General features: G+C 59.9%; 16 protein-coding genes and 3 pseudogenes. 13 read left to right on the top strand and 6 right to left on the bottom strand.

Annotated features, from left to right (window positions below; all coding sequences use genetic code 11):
* Positions 1–2 precede the first annotated feature (2 nt).
* Positions 3–671 (top strand): hypothetical protein, encoded by a 669-nt coding sequence (locus tag ACZ1HM_RS04025; RefSeq protein ID WP_472741366.1) that lies wholly within the window; start codon positions 3–5, stop codon positions 669–671.
* Here the strand turns inward: ACZ1HM_RS04025 and ACZ1HM_RS04020 are convergent.
* Both ACZ1HM_RS04020 and ACZ1HM_RS04015 read right to left on the bottom strand, forming a co-directional pair.
* Entirely contained in the window at positions 668–2,044 is a 1,377-nt protein-coding gene (locus ACZ1HM_RS04020) for a sensor histidine kinase (RefSeq protein ID WP_472741364.1), read from the bottom strand. The genes ACZ1HM_RS04025 and ACZ1HM_RS04020 overlap by 4 nt on opposite strands.
* On the bottom strand, positions 2,041–2,709 hold the full coding sequence (locus ACZ1HM_RS04015; protein WP_472741362.1) for a response regulator transcription factor: 669 nt from the start codon (positions 2,707–2,709) through the stop codon (positions 2,041–2,043). Before ACZ1HM_RS04015 ends, ACZ1HM_RS04020 begins: the two co-directional genes overlap by 4 nt.
* A gap of 156 nt (positions 2,710–2,865) precedes the next feature.
* On the opposite strand from ACZ1HM_RS04015, the gene ACZ1HM_RS04010 reads away from it, so the two are divergent.
* From ACZ1HM_RS04010 to ACZ1HM_RS03990, 5 genes and pseudogenes are all read left to right on the top strand, one after another.
* Entirely contained in the window at positions 2,866–3,951 is a 1,086-nt protein-coding gene (locus tag ACZ1HM_RS04010; protein ID WP_472744561.1) for a tricarboxylate transporter, read from the top strand.
* Between the two features lie 63 nt (positions 3,952–4,014).
* Positions 4,015–6,035 (top strand): annotated as a pseudogene (locus ACZ1HM_RS04005) (tripartite tricarboxylate transporter permease).
* A 28-nt stretch (positions 6,036–6,063) separates the two neighbouring features.
* Positions 6,064–7,155: a 4-oxalomesaconate tautomerase gene (locus tag ACZ1HM_RS04000; protein ID WP_472741360.1), complete on the top strand. Its 1,092-nt coding sequence runs from the start codon at positions 6,064–6,066 to the stop codon at positions 7,153–7,155.
* A gap of 43 nt (positions 7,156–7,198) precedes the next feature.
* Complete coding sequence (locus ACZ1HM_RS03995; protein WP_472741359.1) at positions 7,199–7,432, top strand: hypothetical protein; 234 nt, start codon at positions 7,199–7,201, stop codon at positions 7,430–7,432.
* Positions 7,429–8,397, top strand: coding sequence for a D-2-hydroxyacid dehydrogenase family protein (locus ACZ1HM_RS03990; RefSeq protein WP_472741357.1), 969 nt, complete (start codon positions 7,429–7,431; stop codon positions 8,395–8,397). The genes ACZ1HM_RS03995 and ACZ1HM_RS03990 overlap by 4 nt, the downstream gene beginning before the upstream one ends.
* On the opposite strand, the gene ACZ1HM_RS03985 is transcribed toward ACZ1HM_RS03990, so the two are convergent.
* The 3 genes from ACZ1HM_RS03985 to ACZ1HM_RS03975 form a co-directional block, all read right to left on the bottom strand.
* Positions 8,320–9,402, bottom strand: coding sequence for an AbrB family transcriptional regulator (locus ACZ1HM_RS03985; RefSeq protein WP_472741355.1), 1,083 nt, complete (start codon positions 9,400–9,402; stop codon positions 8,320–8,322). The genes ACZ1HM_RS03990 and ACZ1HM_RS03985 overlap by 78 nt on opposite strands.
* Positions 9,399–10,040, bottom strand: a complete 642-nt coding sequence (locus ACZ1HM_RS03980; RefSeq protein WP_472741353.1) for a GntR family transcriptional regulator — start codon at positions 10,038–10,040, stop codon at positions 9,399–9,401. The genes ACZ1HM_RS03985 and ACZ1HM_RS03980 overlap by 4 nt, the downstream gene beginning before the upstream one ends.
* A gap of 73 nt (positions 10,041–10,113) precedes the next feature.
* Entirely contained in the window at positions 10,114–10,509 is a 396-nt protein-coding gene (locus ACZ1HM_RS03975) for a RidA family protein (RefSeq protein WP_472741351.1), read from the bottom strand.
* Positions 10,510–10,703: 194 nt separating this feature from the next.
* Here ACZ1HM_RS03975 and ACZ1HM_RS03970 point away from each other — a divergent pair, with 194 nt between their 5' ends.
* From ACZ1HM_RS03970 to ACZ1HM_RS03940, 7 genes and pseudogenes are all read left to right on the top strand, one after another.
* Positions 10,704–11,498, top strand: a complete 795-nt coding sequence (locus ACZ1HM_RS03970; RefSeq protein ID WP_472741349.1) for a creatininase family protein — start codon at positions 10,704–10,706, stop codon at positions 11,496–11,498.
* Positions 11,495–12,736: an amidohydrolase family protein gene (locus tag ACZ1HM_RS03965; RefSeq protein WP_472741348.1), complete on the top strand. Its 1,242-nt coding sequence runs from the start codon at positions 11,495–11,497 to the stop codon at positions 12,734–12,736. Before ACZ1HM_RS03970 ends, ACZ1HM_RS03965 begins: the two co-directional genes overlap by 4 nt.
* On the top strand, positions 12,736–12,870 hold the full coding sequence (locus ACZ1HM_RS03960; RefSeq protein WP_472741346.1) for a hypothetical protein: 135 nt from the start codon (positions 12,736–12,738) through the stop codon (positions 12,868–12,870). The genes ACZ1HM_RS03965 and ACZ1HM_RS03960 overlap by 1 nt, the downstream gene beginning before the upstream one ends.
* A gap of 32 nt (positions 12,871–12,902) precedes the next feature.
* Positions 12,903–13,358 carry an FAD-binding oxidoreductase gene (locus tag ACZ1HM_RS03955; RefSeq protein WP_472741344.1) on the top strand — a complete coding sequence of 152 codons (456 nt, stop codon included), beginning with the start codon at positions 12,903–12,905 and terminating at the stop codon, positions 13,356–13,358.
* A gap of 5 nt (positions 13,359–13,363) precedes the next feature.
* A complete protein-coding gene (locus ACZ1HM_RS03950) occupies positions 13,364–14,152 on the top strand; it encodes a hypothetical protein (RefSeq protein ID WP_472741342.1) in 789 nt (262 codons plus the stop codon).
* Positions 14,149–15,032, top strand: a pseudogene (locus ACZ1HM_RS03945) (TauD/TfdA dioxygenase family protein). The gene ACZ1HM_RS03950 and the pseudogene ACZ1HM_RS03945 overlap by 4 nt, the downstream one beginning before the upstream one ends.
* Positions 15,033–15,035: 3 nt before the next feature.
* Complete coding sequence (locus tag ACZ1HM_RS03940; RefSeq protein WP_472741340.1) at positions 15,036–15,533, top strand: DUF2165 family protein; 498 nt, start codon at positions 15,036–15,038, stop codon at positions 15,531–15,533.
* A gap of 54 nt (positions 15,534–15,587) precedes the next feature.
* Here the strand turns inward: ACZ1HM_RS03940 and ACZ1HM_RS03935 are convergent.
* Positions 15,588–16,864, bottom strand: a pseudogene (locus ACZ1HM_RS03935) (aspartate aminotransferase family protein).
* Positions 16,865–16,866: the final 2 nt, after the last annotated feature.

Genomic DNA, 16,866 nt, shown 5'->3' with positions numbered 1-16,866 from the left:
GAATGGTTGAAACCCTATCTTTGGCGGCCCTTTGGTGGGCCGTCATTTTTTCTGGCATCTACCATGGCGTTAACCCCGGCATGGGCTGGCCCCTTGCGGTTTCCGCCGCCCTGATGGAGCGCAAGCGCAGTGCAATGCCCAAAGCGCTGGCCATGCTAGCGCTGGGGCATTTCCTGGCCATGATCGCAATCCTGTTGCCGTTTTCGGTCATGCTGTTTTTGGTCGAATGGGAAACCCAGATCCGCGTGGGTGCAGGGCTTATTGTGATCGCGATGGGTGTCTATCTGGTGATCAACCGTCGCCACCCGAAATTCCTGGCACGCGTTCATCCTGCGCGCCTTGCGCTGTGGTCCTTTTTGGCTGCGATGGCCCATGGCGCGGGTCTGATGCTGGTGCCGATATACCTTGGCATCTGCGCCATCCCGCCTGAGGATACCGGTCATCTTGCGGTTGAGGCGCTGATGCAAAGCAACATCGCCATCGCCTTTTGGGTGGCCGCCGCGCATACCGTGGCCATGACCCTGTCAGGGGCCGTGGTGGCGGTGATCATCTACTTTTGGCTGGGGCTTAGGTTTCTGTCCAAGACCTGGTTTAATCTGGATCTGGTGTGGGCGCTTAGCCTGATTGCGGTTGGGGTTTTCGGGATCGCGTCGACTTATTGGGGTCACTAAGAGGCCGGAGGACCGCTCAGCGGAAACCGCATCACAACGCGCAGGCCCTTGGGCGGTTTTTCAAGTGATAAGCTGCCACCGTGCCCTTCGACAATCGCCTCCACAATAGAAAGCCCAAGCCCGGTTGAGCCGGTTTCAGGGGATTGAACGAAACGCGTTGTCGCCCGCTTCAACTCTGCCTGCGGCAGACCTGCGCCGTCGTCTTCGACACTAAGATATATGTCCTGATCCTCTGCCGCGACGTCCACGGTGATGGTTGTCAGCCTGTCGCCGCCGTGCCGCAGCGCGTTGTCCAGCAGGTTCGCAAAAGCTTCGCGCAGCATCACTCGGTCGGCCTGCAGAGGGGCCCCGGCGCTGGGTGAGTTGACCCTGAGCTTGACACCACGTTTGGCAAAGCGGGCGTCAGGCACGGCCCATTCCTGGACCAGCTGGGCCAGGTCCACGGTTTCAAGGGCGCTGGCCTGTGTGAGCGCTTCAGCACGTTCCAAAAGCAACAGTTTCTTGCTGAGATCTGCCGCTTCTTCGGCAGCGGTCAGCAGATCCGCTGCCCGGCTTTTGGCGCGCTTGGTGTCTGGGGCGCTAACCACCGCTTCGGCCAGGGCCATCACACCCGCAATGGGGTTGCGCAGCTGATGGGCCGCGTTGGCAATAAACTCAGACTGGGCCGACATGGTGGTTGAGACCTGACCAAAAAGCCGGTTCAGCGTCGCCACCACGCCTGCAACCTCTTCGGGGACGGCGCGCTGGATTGGCGACAGATCCGCGCTGCTGCGTTGTGCGATGGCTTGTTCCAGTTCCAACAGCGGACGCAGGCCCAGACGGACACCGAACCAGACGATCAGGGCCAACGATAGGATCAGCGAAGATATCGCGATGAAAGACCGCATCGTCAGGTCCCTGACAAAGGCGCTGCGCAATGCGGTGTCCTGCCAGACCGTGGTGGTGAACAATCCGCTAAAACCTTCGATTTCCGTTTGCGTTTGCAGGCGCACGCCGCTCACGGAACGGCCCAGATAGATGGCTTCGAAATAGGCAGGCTCGGACACTTCGGAGGCCAGTCTGGGAATGCCCACGGGCGGTGTGGCGTAGCCTGCCACAATCACCCCGTCCGGGGCGTAGACATGATAAAACACCGACCCACCCGACGTGCCCGCCAGGATATCGCGGGTGCGCGGGGAAAGGGCATCACCGCCTGAGATCGCAACATCATTCGCCACGGCCAAGGCGGCAGAAAGCAGGCTGCGGTCAAAAACATCATCTGCGGTGCGTTGTGCATTGCGCAGCTGCCAAAGCCCCGCAAGGATCGCGATGGTCAGAAGCGGCAGCAGTATGATCGCCGTCAGGCGGAGCCTGAGCGAGATGCGCCGTGTCACGGCAGGACCTCTAGCACATAGCCGATCCCGCGTTTCACCGAGATCCGCAGGTGATGCGCATGCAGGCGTTTGCGCAGGCGTGAGACATAGACCTCAATCACCTTTTCATCCGCATCTGTTCCGGCCCCATAGACGGCATCCAAAAGCTGTTCCTTGCTCAATGCGCTGCCAGATGCGCCAGCAAGAGCGGCCAGCAGCATCAGTTCGCGCCGGGGCACATCAAGCGGACCCTCAGGCGTCGACAGGCTGAGCGGTTCAAGCTCTAGCTGAAGCGCACCTAAAGCGATGCGCTTGCGGGGGGCCACCGATTTGCGCCGGGCAAGCGCACGGACACGTGCGGCCAGCTCATCCATGGCAAAAGGTTTGACCAGATAGTCATCCGCCCCCGCATCCAGCCCTGCCACCCGGTCTTCGGTTTCTGCCCGCGCTGTCAGCAGGATAACAGGACGCGGGTCGGCACGTTTGCGCATCGCACGTAACACATCCAGCCCGCTTTGCCCCGGCAGATTGATATCGAGAATGATCAGGTCGCAGGATTCCTGCCGCAGGAAATCCTCGGCTTGCAGCCCGTCGGTGATGACATCCACCACATGGCCTTCGTCCTCAAGCCGGTAGGTGATGCCTTTGCGCAGGCTGGCGTTGTCTTCGATAAGCGTGATCCGCATGCGCCAGTTTTTGCGAGGATGAAGGCTTGATGCAAGGTTCATATCACATCTTGTGGGCATTGGTTCGGGAATCACCCGTTCAGAATATCTGCGCCCGGTGGGAGTGACCGGCGCAATTGGGAGGAAATTATGACTGTATTGAAAACCACGCGTCGCGTGGCCATGGGCTTTGTCGCGGCTGCGGCGGCCAGCTTTGCGACATCTGCATCCGCAGGGGGGCATGGCATCGACCTGACCGGGAAAACCGTTGAATGGGTGATCCCTTTCTCTGAAACCGGTGGCTCGGCCAAATGGGCCAACTTTTACGCGCCACTGCTGTCGGAGGCCCTGCCAGGGGAGCCGACCGTTGTGGTGAAATTCATGCCAGGTGCAGGTTCGACCAAAGGGGCGAATTGGTTCCAGCAGCAAAGCTATGACGACAGCGAAGGCACGCTGATCTTTGGCTCTTCCGGCTCTACTCAGTTCCCATATCTGCTGGGCGATCCGCGCGTGCGTTATGAATATCAGGACTGGAACGTGGTTCTGGCCTCTGGCACCGGCGGCGTGGCCTATCTGCCACCGGATCTGGCGGGCAAGATGGATGGCATGGATGCCTCTGCCTTGCGCGACACAGACTTCATCTATGGCTCTCAGGGGGCGACACGTCTGGACCTGGTCCCACTTTTGGCCTGGGAAATGCTGGGCCTGAATGTTGAGCCTGTCTTTGGCATCAAAGGTCGCGGTGATGGCCGCCTGATGTTTGAACGTGGTGAAGCCAACATCGATTATCAGACGTCTTCGTCCTTCCTCAAAGGGGTCACACCTTTGGTTGAGGCAGGCACAGCCGTGCCGATGATGTCCTGGGGTGCGCTGGATGCGGATGGCAACATCGTGCGCGATCCAACGTTCCCAGACATGCCAACCTTCAAAGAGGTGTGCGACGCAACAGATGGCTGTGAAACATCCGGTGAGCAGTGGGATGCGTGGAAAGCGTTCTTCATTGCAGGCTTTCCTGCCCAGAAGATGGTGTTCCTGCCTGCCGGTGCCTCCAACGACGCGATCGTGACCTACACCAAGGCGTTTGAGGCGGTGAAGGCACGTGCGGATTTCGCTGAGATTTCTGCAGGTCGCTTGGGCAAATACCCACAGATGACAGGGGACGAGGCCACAGGCGCGCTGAACAGCGCAACCAATGTGCCAGATGCGGCAAAGTCCTATGTCACAACCTGGCTCAAAGACCGCTACGGCGTGTCGCTGGACTAACAGACGAACGGGGCGGGTTTTACCCGCCCCTTTGCTTTGCAAGATCTGAGAAAGGCTGTTCCCATGGATGTGATATCGGTCGCATTGCCAGCGCTGTCTGATGCTGCTGGTCTTATCCTGCAACCCATTGTGCTGGGCTATCTTGTGCTTGGCGTTGTGATGGGGCTTTGCATTGGTGTCTTTCCCGGCTTGGGCGGCATCGCGGGCCTTTCACTGTTGTTGCCTTTCATGTTCGGCATGGACCCGGTTCTGGGTCTGGCATTGATGATCGGTATGGTGGCGGTTGTGCCAACCTCAGACACTTTCGCCTCGGTCCTGATGGGGATACCCGGGTCATCGGCAAGCCAGGCCACGGTGCTGGACGGCTTTCCCATGGCCAAGAAAGGTCAGGCGGCGCGTGCGCTTTCAGCGGCCTTCGCCTCATCGCTTTTTGGCGGGCTTGTGGGGGCCGCTTTTCTTACAGTCTTTATCCTGGTGGCACGGCCCATCGTGTTGGAGTTCCGCACGCCGGAGCTGTTGATGATCACCATCTTTGGTCTGTCGATGGTCGGTATCCTTGCCGGGCGCGTGGCGCTGAAAGGCATCGCGGCGGCGGGCCTTGGCATGATGATCGGCACCATCGGTGAAGGCGACAGCGCAGGTGAGCTGCGCATGGCCACCTATGACATGCCTTATCTGGTGGACGGCCTGAAGCTGGTCATCGTAGGGCTTGGTATTTTTGCGATCCCGGAAATCATCGCCCTGCTGCGTCAGGACCGCGCGATCTCAGATCGTAAACCGCTGGGCGGCGGCTGGCTATCTGGTGTGCGCGACTGGTTCGCCAACATCTGGCTTTCCGTCCGGTGCTCCATCATCGGCGTGGTTGTCGGTGTGATCCCGGGCCTGGGGGATCCGTGGTTGATTGGATCGCGTACGGGCATGCGGTGCAGACCACCAAAGACAAATCCAAATTCGGCTCAGGCGAAGTGCGCGGCGTGATCGGGCCGGAAAGCTCAAACAACGCCAAAGAGGGCGGCGGGCTGGTACCAACCTTGCTCTTTGGTATTCCCGGCTCAGGCTCCATGGCGATCTTTATTGGGGCGATTGCCCTGTTGGGGTCGGGCAATATTGAGGTTGGGCCCTCCATGCTCAAAAACAACCTGGATATCACCTATGCCATTGTCTGGTTGCTGGCGCTGGCCAATGTGGTGGGCACCTTGATCTGCATCGCGGCGTCAGGCGGCATCGCGCGGCTGACCACGATCCCTTTCTCACTGCTGGCACCCTTCTTGTTCATGATCATCGCCTTTGCCGCGTTCCAATCCGGGCAAGACATCATGGACCTTGTTGCCCTTTTCGCAATTGGCCTTCTGGGCATCCTGATGCGCCGGTTTGATTGGTCGCGCCCCGCGTTTCTGATCGGCTTTGTGTTGTCCAATCCCGCAGAGACCTATGCCAACCAAGCGGTGCAGATCGCGCAGTCACGCTTTCGCAAAGGGTTTGAGGAAGGTATGGATTATATCTTTTCACCCATCGTGATTGTGCTGATCATCATCACGCTGATCTCGGTTGTGCTGGGCCTGCGTCAGGCCAAATCCATAATGGCAGAGGGCGAAGTCAATTCCGGCTCAAAGCGCGCGCCGATGATCTTTTTGCTGGTCGTGCTGGCCTATCTGCTGATCGCCTTCACCAATGCCTCCATGATCCCGGATTATGCGGCGGCAGACCGGGTGTTCCCGCGCTTTGTCTCGGGTGTGGCCATTGTGGCCTGTGTGATCTTGCTTATTCAGATGATGCTGCGCTCTGAAACCCATGCGCTTTTTGCGGATCGGGAAGCGCAGGAGGAAACGCGGTTCGGGCTTTGGAGCACCTTGGCCTGGTTCGCGGGCTTGTTGGTCCTTACCGCGCTTTTGGGCTTCATCCTGGCGCTGGCGCTGTTCCTGTTTGCCTTCATCCGGTTCCGGGCAGGCAAAAGCCTTGGCTTTGCGGCGGCCTATACCGCTGCGGGGATCGCCTTCATCTGCCTGATGGCGGGCCTGCTAAACCGCGACTTCCCTGCAGGTCTTTTGCAAAGCGTGGCCGAGCTGCCTTGGCCCCTGGGCTAGCGCACGTGACCGGTTGGAGGATGTATCCATGACGCAAACAGCCATTCCGTTCCACTTCATGCGCGGCGGCACGTCGCGGGGGCCGTACCTGAACCAGGCGGACCTGCCGCAGGATCAGGCGGCCCTTGCAGAGGTTTTGATCGCGATGGTTGGCTCTGGTCATCCGCTTAATATCGACGGGATCGGCGGCGGGGCAGCTGTGACCACCAAGGTCGCGATCCTGTCGCCTTCGTCCGAAAATTGGGCCGATGTCGATTATTTCTTTGCGCAAGTCAGCGTTGAGGACCGCACGGTTGATTTCAAACCGACCTGCGGGAACATCCTTGTGGGCGTTGGCCCCGCCGCGCTTGAGATGGGTTTGGTTGAGGCCACAGGCGCCGAGACAGAAGTGAAAATTCGCGCCGTGAACACCGGCGCGCGCGTTATCTCAAAGGTGCAAACATCTGCGGACGGCGTTGTCTATGAGGGGTCTGCGCAGATTGACGGCGTGCCGGGCACCGCAGCACCGATTGAGCTGATGTTCATGGACGTCACAGGCGGGGCGACTGGTGCGCTTTTTCCAACCGGCAACCGGGTCGATGTGATCGACGGGATTGAGGTGTCCTGCCTTGATGTGGCCATGCCAATGGTGATTGCCCGTGCGGCGGACTTTGGCCTGACCGGGGCCGAGACGGCGGCAGAGCTGGACGCCAACCGCGCGTTCTATGACCGGATGGAGCCGATCAGAGTTGAGGCCGGTCGGCGTATGGGCATGGGCGATGTCTCAGGCTCTGTCACGCCAAAGTTCGGGCTGGTCGCGGCACCCGTTGCAGGGGGCACAGCCTTGGTACGGTACTTCATGCCCAAGTCATGCCATCCAAGTTTGGCGGTCACCGGATCACAATGCCTATCGGCCTGCATCCTTTGCCCTGGCACGGTGGCAGACGGCATCGCAGATTTGCCAGCCCACGGCCCGACGCCCATGCAGCTGGAACACCCCATGGGCCTGTTGGGCGTGGTGATGGATTACCGCAGAGAAGGCGACACGTTTGAGGTGATCTCAGCAGGGCTGGTGCGCACCGCGCGCAAGATTGCCGCGGGCGAGGTGTTCGTGCCGAAATCAGTTTTCGCTGGCGAATGACGCGCCCTTGGTATACTATGGTATACAGATCAGGAGATATACCATGTCTTTCGAAGAACCCCTGAGCGCCGCGCGTCATGCTTTGCAACAGGCCCAGTCACTGATTGCCAACGAATTGCGGGATTATCCGACACCCGTTTCGGGATGTGATGCGCAGTATAACTATCTGCTGGGGCAACGCGGGGCGGTGTCTCAGGCTCTGCGTCATTTGGAGCAGCCCAGCTTTGTCGCCACACCGCGCACCCCCACCCCAGAGGCGGGCATCGAAAGCCGGTGAAGGTTCACATCCTCGACGATTGGTTTGACACCCTGCGCACCCTCCCCTGTTTTGAGATGCTGGCAGGGCATGACGTCACGGTTTGGACAGACCATGAGCCTGACCCCGACAAACTGGCCCACCGCGTCCAGGACGCAGAGGCCTTGGTGCTGTTCCGTGAGCGGACGAAGATCACCGCGCAGCTTCTGAGGCAATTGCCGCAGCTGAGGCTGATCTCTCAGCGCTCTGTCTATCCTCATATCGATGTGCCCGCCTGTAGCGAAAACAATGTGCTGCTTTGCTCAAACATGCACAGCGGAACGCCATCTTATGCGGCGGCTGAAATGACACTTGCCCTGATGCTGGCCAGTTACCGGCAAATCCCACAACAGGTTGCATCCATCCGCGCAGGGGATTGGCAGATGGGCGTTGGCCGCACCCTGCGGGGGCGCACCCTGGGGCTTTATGGCTACGGGCGCATTGCGGGGGCTGTTGCGACCTATGCCAAGGCCCTTGGCATGAAGGTGCAATGGTGGGGATCAGAGGCAGGTCGTGCGCGGGCACAGGCAGATGGGGAAACACTGCCCGACAGCCGCGCTGCGTTTTTCGCAACCTCCGACATCGTCAGCCTGCATGTGCGGCTAAAGCCGGAAACCCGCGGCATCATCACCGCAGAGGATTTGGCAGCGATGCAGCCGCGTTGCCTTTTGGTCAACACGTCGCGGTCCGGTCTGATCGCACCTGGCGTGCTGGAGGCCGAGATCGCGCGCGGGCGCATTTATGCAGCGGTCGATGTCTTTGATGATGAGCCGCTGCGCGATACCGCGAACCCGCTTTTGACCCATGCCAACGTACTGCCAACCCCTCACATCGGCTATGTCACGGAAGATGAATTTGATTTGCAGTTTTCAGACATCTTCGCACAAGTGAACGCCTACGCAGAGGGCAAGCCCATTCATATGATCAACCCTGAGGTCTTTGATTAAAGACCTTTGCCGCCAGCGGTGCCCCAGGATGACAACGAAAATGCGCAAGACATGGTGCGCCACCACAAAGGCGATGTCGGCCCCAACGATCAGTGCGAGCACCGTCAATTCGGCCTGCCCGCCGGGGGCGAAGGATAACAGCGCTTCCATGCCCGGGGCAAAACCCAAGCCGTAGATGGCTTCGACAAAGATCAGCGTGAGCACGATCAGGATGGCACAAAATCCGAGGCCTGCTGCCAGATCGCGGCGCACCTCTTGCAAGGTGATGCCCGCGTATTTGCTGCCAATCCCCATCCCGATAAAGAACTGCGCCGCCCAGATCGCCTCAGCCGGGGGGCGATTTTGCAAACCACCGGCCAGTGTCACCAAAGCCGTCAGGATCAGTGGCCCCAGGATGGAGGCCCCGAAAAGTCCGATGCGCTTGGCACCTTGCCAGCCCACCACCGCACAAACGGCCATAAGCGCCAGCTCATAAGGTGGCACGGTGCGGGCCGGCACGCCCGGCGGGTTGGTCAGATCCGCTTGCCATATGCCCTGCAACAGGAACGGCAGGGCCACGACGATGACCAAAACCCGTGTCGCATGCACCAGGCTGAGGGTGCGCACATTGGCACCTGCCTCTTCTCCAAACACGATCATGTCCTGCAGCCCACCCGGCATGGTCGCGTAGTAGGCCGTGGGGAAATCATAGCCGCAGAAGCGCTGAAAATAGGGCACGCCCAGCACCCCGATCAGCGCGACCATCACCGGCACCATCAACAGCGTCGGCCACATCGCGGGAAAGCTGCCCAGAACCACTGGGGTGAGAGTGGCCCCCACGGCCACCCCAAGAACGGTGCGCATCCCGTCATTCAGGATCTTTATGCCGCCCAGGGGCAGGCCCAACAGGGCCGCCAGAAGACAGGCAAAGATAGGGCCCAGTAGCCATGGCAGGGGCAAGCCGGTTGCGTTGAAAAAGGCAACGCCCAGGCCCGCGGTGCCAAATGCGATCGCCGTTGCTTTCATGCGGGCGTGCTTTTGAGACGGTGCAGCAATGAGGTTTGCAAATGCGCCTCTGCCGCCGCCCCCGCCGCTTCTGCGTCACCTGCCCGCAAGGCGGTGATGATGGCCCGGTGTTGTCGGACCACGACGTCTATGCGCGCGGGATCTGAATAGGTAGATGGCCCAACGACCAAGAGCGCATTGTTCAGCGCCCGCGCCGCTTCGACCAGGAAGCGATTGCGTGCGGCTAGGTACAGGTTGCGGTGAAAGTCCTGGTTGATCGCAGCACCCCGCGCAGGATTGTCGCGCGCCGCTTCGATGTCATCGTTCAACGCCTCCAGCGCATCGAACTCTGCCTCCGCGCCGTGCTTGGCGGCCATTTCGGCTGCCGTCCGCTCCAACACCATGCGCATCTCATAAAGCTCAACCAGTTCAGCATGGGACAGCGAGCGTATCACAGCCCCGACACGCGGCCGATGCTCAATCACGCCATCGCTTTCCAGGCGCCGAAACGCTTCGCGCACGGGTGTCCGGGACAGGTTAAGGCGGTCTGCGACGTCTTCTTCTCTCAGCCGGTCTCCGGGACGGAAATGGCCCAGCCGGATCTCCGTCAAAAGCGCGTCATAGGCTTGTTCGCCACTTGATTTTTTAAACTCAGGCATTTTTGTATCCAACTGGATACAAAACTGATACCGAAACCAAGATCCAAAGTCAAAACCGCCGATTTTTGGGATGTTAAGCGGGTGCTGCTGCCGTCACCTCGACCTCAACCTTGAACTCAGGCCGGGTAAATCCCGAAACGATCAACAAGGTTGAGCTGGGCAAGCGCGCGGCATCGCCCACAAAGGCATCCCGCGCGGCCATATAATCCTGCATGAACGCCCGGTCCGTCACATATGCCGAAATATGCGCGACGTCCTCGGGTGTCATGTGAGCACTGCGCAAGATCTCGGTGATCGCGGCAAAACATAGATCCGCCTGGGCCCGCGCGCTTTGCGGGATCACGTCCTGGGCATCAATGCCCAGCTGGCCAGATGTCTGAACGATCCGCCAGCCCGCAGGGATCTCAACCCCATGCGCGTAATTGGCAAACGGGGGGCGCAGGGTTGATGGCGTAAGCGCTTTGATCATCTGCGGTCCTCATCTTCGAAAGGCTCTTGCGAGGGGCCAACTTTTTTGTCAGCATCACACTATCTCTGGCACAGATTCAATCTAAGGGCCACGCATCAGCTTCTCTTGAAGGAGGGTTTGGGTATGTGTGCCTATTTGTCGTGCGCCTGTCGCATCGCTGTTGAAAATGTCGTCGCCTGTCTGAGGGCCGCTCCATGACGGTGCAGGGGTATTGGGCCGATTACCCAACGCAAGCCTTTGAAACCTTGCCCCCGGATGCCATCGCGGTGCTGCCGCTGGGCGCGATTGAGCAGCATGGCCCGCATCTGTCGCTGAGCGTGGACCGGGATTTGGCGGATGCTGTGGTTGAACGCACGCTGGGTGCCTTGAAGGCAGAGCAAACTGTGCTGTTCCTGCCCACACTGGCCATCACCAAAAGCGCAGAGCATGACGCCTTTGCTGGCACGTTGAGCCTTGGCACGGATACGCTTCTTGCCGTGCTGCGCGATGTTTGTGCGTCAGTGGCGCGTGCGGGCGTGACCCGGCTGGTGTTCCTGAACGCACATGGGGGCAACACGGCGCTTCTGGAAATCATCGCCAGAGAGATGCGGCAGGCACATCAGATGATCGTCGCTACATGCTCATGGTTTGCCTTCGCTGACTATGACGGCCTGATAGACGCGGATGCCTTGGCTGTCGACCTGCACGCCGGGGACATCGAAACCTCAGCGATGCTGGCGGCCTATCCGGGCAAGGTGGACATGACCCGCGCAGAGGATTTCGTGCCTGTGATGCGGGAGTGGGAAAAGACCTATCGGCACATTGGCCTTACCGGCCAGGCCGCCCGCCCGGCATGGCTGGCACAGGATTTGCATCCACAGGGGGTGTGCGGAAACGCTTCTGCCGCGACAGCGGACAAGGGGGAGCATCTGTTGGCCTCCGCCGCCCAGGGCATCGCGGCATTTCTAGAAGAGTTTGCAACCTTTGACGCAAGACGGGGCGGGACATGAGCCGGCCTATCCCACTGGACGGCGTGATTGAAAACGTGACCCTGCCCCGCGCGTTGATCCGGGGCAGCGCAGGGTTTGGGGATGGAGGCACGGGGGAGTGTGTGTCTGGCGATCTGATCGTCAAAGATGGCGCCGTGCGGGCACTGCAGCCCAGCGCGAACATCACGCCACAGCGTTTGGTGCTGCCCTACCTGACCGAACCCCACGTCCATCTGGACAAATGTCACACCGTTGACCGCCTGCCCGCCGTTGGCGGTGATCTGCATGCAGCCATCGCCGCGCAATATGAGGACAAGCAGAATTGGACGCATGACGACGTGCGCGCCCGCGCCAGCCGGGGCTTGGCTGAGCTTGCGGCGGCGGGCTGTCGGCTGATCCGGTCCCATGTTGATTGGGAGGTCATGCCAGACCCTGAACAAGGTCCACTGGCCTGGTCCGTCCTGACCGAGATGGTAACGGACAGGCCCATGAACCTCAGCGTGCAGTTGGCACCGCTTGTCAGCCCCGCGCAACTGACATCGCCCGGCATCACGAACGCCATTGCCCGTCAGGCGGCAGGCGTCAAAGGGGCGCTGGGGTGTTTTATCTACGCACAGCCTGAACGGAAGCACGCCGTAGAGGAGATGTTTCGCGCCGCAGATGCCTATGGTTTGCCGCTGGATTTTCATGTCGATGAAGGGTTGGACCCAGATCTTGATGGTCTGGAACTGATTGCGGACACCGCACTTGCCCTGCGCTTTGAAGGGCCTGTTCTGTGCGGTCATGCCTGCAACCTGATGAACTTTCACGGCGACGCCTGCCAACGCGTTTTGGACAAGGTCGCGCGGGCGGGGCTCAGCATTGTGACCCTGCCGACAACGAACCTTTACCTGCAGGGGCGCAGCACAGGCACGCCCGACCGGCGCGGGCTGACACGGATCAAGGAACTGCGACAGGCGGGCGTCAATGTGGTGGTGGGGACGGACAATGTGCGCGACGCGTTCTGCCCGATTGGCAAACATGATCCGCTGACCGCCTTGGCGCAGACCTGCCTGGCGGCACATCTTGACCCGCCGTTGGGCGATTGGCTGCCCTTGGTCACAACAGGTGCCACCACGGCATTGGGACATGACCCGGTATTCATTGATGGGGCTAGGGTCACGGACCTGATCGCTTTTGACGCCCCCTCCCCTTCTGAACTTCTGGCCGCACCCCCTAAACCGGTGCCGCTGACATCGTTGATCACAGGAGCAATGTGATGACCTCAATTTCCGGCAAGACATCCGCTGACTGGTCCGCAATCGAAGCCGCGTTGGCCCCGGTGGAGACAATTTCAGAGACCGTTCTGGTCAAAAAGAGATCGAGGGATTTCTTTGGTACAGCCCCATCCTGAACACCGAATTGAAGACGTGTTTCGGAGATCTTGTGGCCCGGCCCAAATCGCCCGAAGAGATGGGACATTGCCTGAAGATTGCCTATGAAAACGACCTGCCTGTTGTGCTGCGCGGCGGGGGTACGGGCAATTATGGTCAGGCGGTGCCGATGGACGGCGGGTTGATCATTGAAACCACCGGGATGAACCAAGTCCCTGAAGTTGGGCCAGATTTCGTGCGCGCGCAGGCCGGGGCCTTGATGGTGGACATCAATGCCGCCCTCGCCCCGCATGGCCGCGAGATGTGCATGTTCCCCTCCACCCAAGAGATTGCGACCATCGGCGGGTTCGTTGCAGGCGGGTCATCGGGCATCGGCTCTATCGCGAATGGCATGCTGCGAGACCCTGGCAACCTGATGGCGCTGAAAGCAATGGATGTTTGCGCCACCCCGCAAGAACGTCTTTTCGAGGGCGCGGATGTTTTGCAGATCCATCACGCCTGGGGCTGAACGGGGTGATCACCGAAGTGACGCTCAGAACTGTGCCCGCACAGGATTGGGTGGGGTGCATCGCGACTTTTGATGACTATGCGCAGGCGTATGGCGCAGGATACGCCCTGGCGCAGGACAGCGCCATTGGCTGCAAACTGATCAGCACGGTGGATGCACGGATTTGCGCCTACTTCCCCAAGCTGGAAGGACATATACGGCCTGAGAAACATCTGTTGGTTTCAATGATCCCGGCAGCACAGAAGGCTGCATTTGCAAAGCTGGTCGCAGCAGAGGGCGGTGTGGTGGATCTCATGCTCTCTGATGCAGAACGCGCGGCGCTGAAAATCCCGCATGTGTATGATTTTTCCTATAATCACACCACGCTTCAAGTGCTCAAAGCGGACCGTTCCGCCACCTATCAGCAAATCGGCTGCCCGTCGCCGCCGGACCCGCAGGCCATTGCGGATTTGCGTCCAAAGCTGGGGGAAGACGTCTGGATGCACCACGAATACGCCCGTGTGGGCGGTGAGATCGTGACCTTCGATTTGCCCATCATCTGGTACAAAGACCAATCCCGTCTGGAAGAGATCAACGCCACCTACGCGGCCAACGGCTTTCCCGTCTATGACGCGCACACCTGGCAAGTGGAGGGCGGTGGCCTGAAGAACGCCGATTACCGCCACCTTGCCTGGAAAAAACGGATGGACCCGAGAGGGCTGTTGAACAGTGCAAAGAGCATGGCCTGGCCCATGGTCAAAGACCTCAGCCCGGACGAAATCGCGGCCAAGGCCACCGCAGGAGATGACACATGACACAGATCACAACCAAACCGCTTACACCTGCCTTTGGCGCCGAGGTGTCGGGGCTGTCTCTGCAAGATGCGGCGCATGGCGATGGGTTTGACAGATTGCGCGCCCTTTTTGAGAGCCACTCAGCACTGCTTTTGCGCAACCAAGAGGTGACGGATGAGACCCACCTGGCGCTTGCTGGCCGCTTTGGCCCGATTGAAGACAGGCTAGCGGATGAGCGCAAACCTGATGAGGCCTATAAAGTGCCGCAGGTGTCCAACGTGCGCGAAGATGGCGCGGTCAGCGGTGAGATGGACCTGCACACCTTGAACCTGAAGGCGAACATGCTGTGGCATGCCGATAGTACGTTTTTACCCAATCCAGCGCTGACCAACATCCTTGTGGCCCGGGTCGTGACGTCATCCGGGGCGCGACTGAGCTTGCGTCAACCCGCGCCGCCTGGGCCGAGATGCCTGAGGCGCTGAAGTCCCGCATCAGGGGGCGTGGCATCTGGCATAAATACAGCCATTCACGCGCACGCATCTCACCTGAGCTGGCGGCCATGCCGATGTTTCACAAATGGCCAGACCAACATTGGAAAGCGGTTTGGACCAATCCGGCAAATGGCACTGAGGCGCTTTACGTGGCAAGCCACGCCTACCTGGTTGACGGGTATTCTGAGGCTGAAAGCCAGGCGCTTTTGGATGAGTTGATCGCATTCTGCACGCAAGAGGCCTATCGCTACGCGCATTCCTGGCAGGTGGGCGACGTTCTGATCTGGGATCAACGCGCCGTGCTGCACCGGGCGACCCCCTGGCCCTATGAGGAACCCCGGACGCTATCAAGCTTGTGCGTGACAGCCACGGCGGATGGCGGGTTGGCGCAGATGCGGGTGGAGGGCTGAGCGATGCCAGATTTTCAAACGATGGTCCTGATTGCCCAGACCTTTTGCACTGCTTTTCTGGCCCTTTGGCTGACCACAGGGGTCAGAGACAATATCCTCTATCCCATGGTCAATGAAACCTTCACCGCCGAGGTGATGGACATGTCGCGCATCCGGCAGGACTACCCCGATGCCTACGCCCAAGTTGCCCATCGCCGAATTGAAAACCGCGCGATGCAGCGTGGCGCGTTCTGGTTGGTGGTGACGTGGGAGGCTCTAGCCACGCTCGCGCTTTGGGGAGGGACAATTGTGATGGTACTAGCGCTCTTTGACGGTGTGGCGCTTGGCTTGGCAAAATCCTACGCCATCGGGGCCGTGCTGATGTTCACCTCAACCTGGGCCATGTTTTTGGTGGTCGGCAACCACTTTAGCTATTGGTTTGGCCATGAGGGCGCGCAGAACACGCATTTTCAGATGACGCTTTGGGGCATCGCCACGATGGTGTTTTTGGCGGTGGCCTGAGGAACGCGCGCGGTTCCCCGCCCCCGGTCGCCCCAGAAACCGCAAGCCGATGCTTTACCCTGCCGCAAGCCGCTGAACTGCTGTGTGCACAGCGGCCTCGGTCCACGCCAGATCATCCTTAGTGACCGCCAAAGAAGGATAGAGCTTGCCCGGGGATTTAAAGATCCCCTCGCTGCGCAGTACATCGTTATAGGCCGCGTTTATGCTGGGATCATCATGCTTGGCCGTGCGGTAATCGCGGCAGGTTTGCTGGGTAAAGAAGATATCAAACAAGGTCTCGTCGCCCACGATTTGATGCGCGATCCCGGCGGCCTCCAGTGCCTTGCTTTGCATGTCCTGCAGCGCCTTACCGGTCTGGCGGAGACGGTCATAGGCCCCGTCCCGGCGTAAGATCTCCATCGTTTTCAGGCCCGCCACCGAAGCCACCGGATTGCCTGACAAGGTGCCCAGCTGCATCAACCACCCCTCAGCACCCACACGGGCTTTGTCAAAATGCTGCATGATCTCGGCGCTGGCACCCAGAGCGGCCAGAGGAAAGCCGCCGCCGATGATCTTGCCCAAGGTGCAAATATCAGGGACGACGCCATAGCGTTCTTGTGCCCCGCCGTAGGCAAGGCGAAAGCCGGTGACGATTTCGTCAAAGATCAGCAGAACATGATGCTTGTCACACAAATCCCGCAGCCCTTGCAGGTAGCCAGGTTCCGCCGGGATGATGCGTTGGAGCGGCTCTACGATGATCGCGGCGACATCCTTGTTTTCTGCCAAGAGCGCCTCAACCGCCGCCAGATCATTAAAGGGCGCGATCAGCATCTCAGCGGCCACGCCTTCCGGGATGCCCGCACTGTCTGGGACTGCCTCGGGGAAATTCACCTGCTGCGCGGGCGCCAGGCTCATTTGCGCCTCGGCACTCATCCCGTGATAGCCGCCTTCAAATTTCAGGATTTTGCTGCGCCCGGTATAGGCGCGCGCCAGCCGGATGGCGTACATATCCGCCTCACCACCGGAGGCCACAAAGCGCACCTGTTCGCAGCAGGGCACGGCATCCACGATGGCTTCAGCCAGTTCGATGCCTGCTGCGTTATTGGCAAAGAACGTCATGCCCTTTGGCAGTTGTTCCAACACAACCTCCATCACCTCTGGATGCCCATGCCCAAGCAGCATCGGACCGGAGCCAATAAGGTAGTCGATGTATTCCTTGCCGTTCTCATCCCACACCCGGCTGCCCGCCCCCGTGCGATAACGATGCCTGGATCAAAATTGCCAAAACCACCCGCAGGCAGCACGGCTTCTGCGCGGGAAATCCAATCCGCTTGGGAGGTGAGTTTTTGCATGG

The organism is Sulfitobacter sp. GN1-4 (assembly GCF_055693825.1).
This window is presented reverse-complemented; position numbering and strand designations above follow the sequence as displayed.

What these genes read in the sequence shown, in the direction of transcription:
- ACZ1HM_RS04025 (WP_472741366.1), top strand. Translation starts at nt 3, where the DNA reads ATGGTTGAAACCCTATCTTTGGCGGCCCTTTGGTGGGCCGTCATTTTT.
- ACZ1HM_RS04015 (WP_472741362.1), bottom strand. Translation starts at nt 2,709, where the DNA reads ATGCGGATCACGCTTATCGAAGACAACGCCAGCCTGCGCAAAGGCATC.
- ACZ1HM_RS04000 (WP_472741360.1), top strand. Translation starts at nt 6,064, where the DNA reads ATGACGCAAACAGCCATTCCGTTCCACTTCATGCGCGGCGGCACGTCG.
- ACZ1HM_RS03995 (WP_472741359.1), top strand. Translation starts at nt 7,199, where the DNA reads ATGTCTTTCGAAGAACCCCTGAGCGCCGCGCGTCATGCTTTGCAACAG.
- ACZ1HM_RS03985 (WP_472741355.1), bottom strand. Translation starts at nt 9,402, where the DNA reads ATGAAAGCAACGGCGATCGCATTTGGCACCGCGGGCCTGGGCGTTGCC.
- ACZ1HM_RS03980 (WP_472741353.1), bottom strand. Translation starts at nt 10,040, where the DNA reads ATGCCTGAGTTTAAAAAATCAAGTGGCGAACAAGCCTATGACGCGCTT.
- ACZ1HM_RS03975 (WP_472741351.1), bottom strand. Translation starts at nt 10,509, where the DNA reads ATGATCAAAGCGCTTACGCCATCAACCCTGCGCCCCCCGTTTGCCAAT.
- ACZ1HM_RS03970 (WP_472741349.1), top strand. Translation starts at nt 10,704, where the DNA reads ATGACGGTGCAGGGGTATTGGGCCGATTACCCAACGCAAGCCTTTGAA.
- ACZ1HM_RS03965 (WP_472741348.1), top strand. Translation starts at nt 11,495, where the DNA reads ATGAGCCGGCCTATCCCACTGGACGGCGTGATTGAAAACGTGACCCTG.
- ACZ1HM_RS03960 (WP_472741346.1), top strand. Translation starts at nt 12,736, where the DNA reads ATGACCTCAATTTCCGGCAAGACATCCGCTGACTGGTCCGCAATCGAA.
- ACZ1HM_RS03940 (WP_472741340.1), top strand. Translation starts at nt 15,036, where the DNA reads ATGCCAGATTTTCAAACGATGGTCCTGATTGCCCAGACCTTTTGCACT.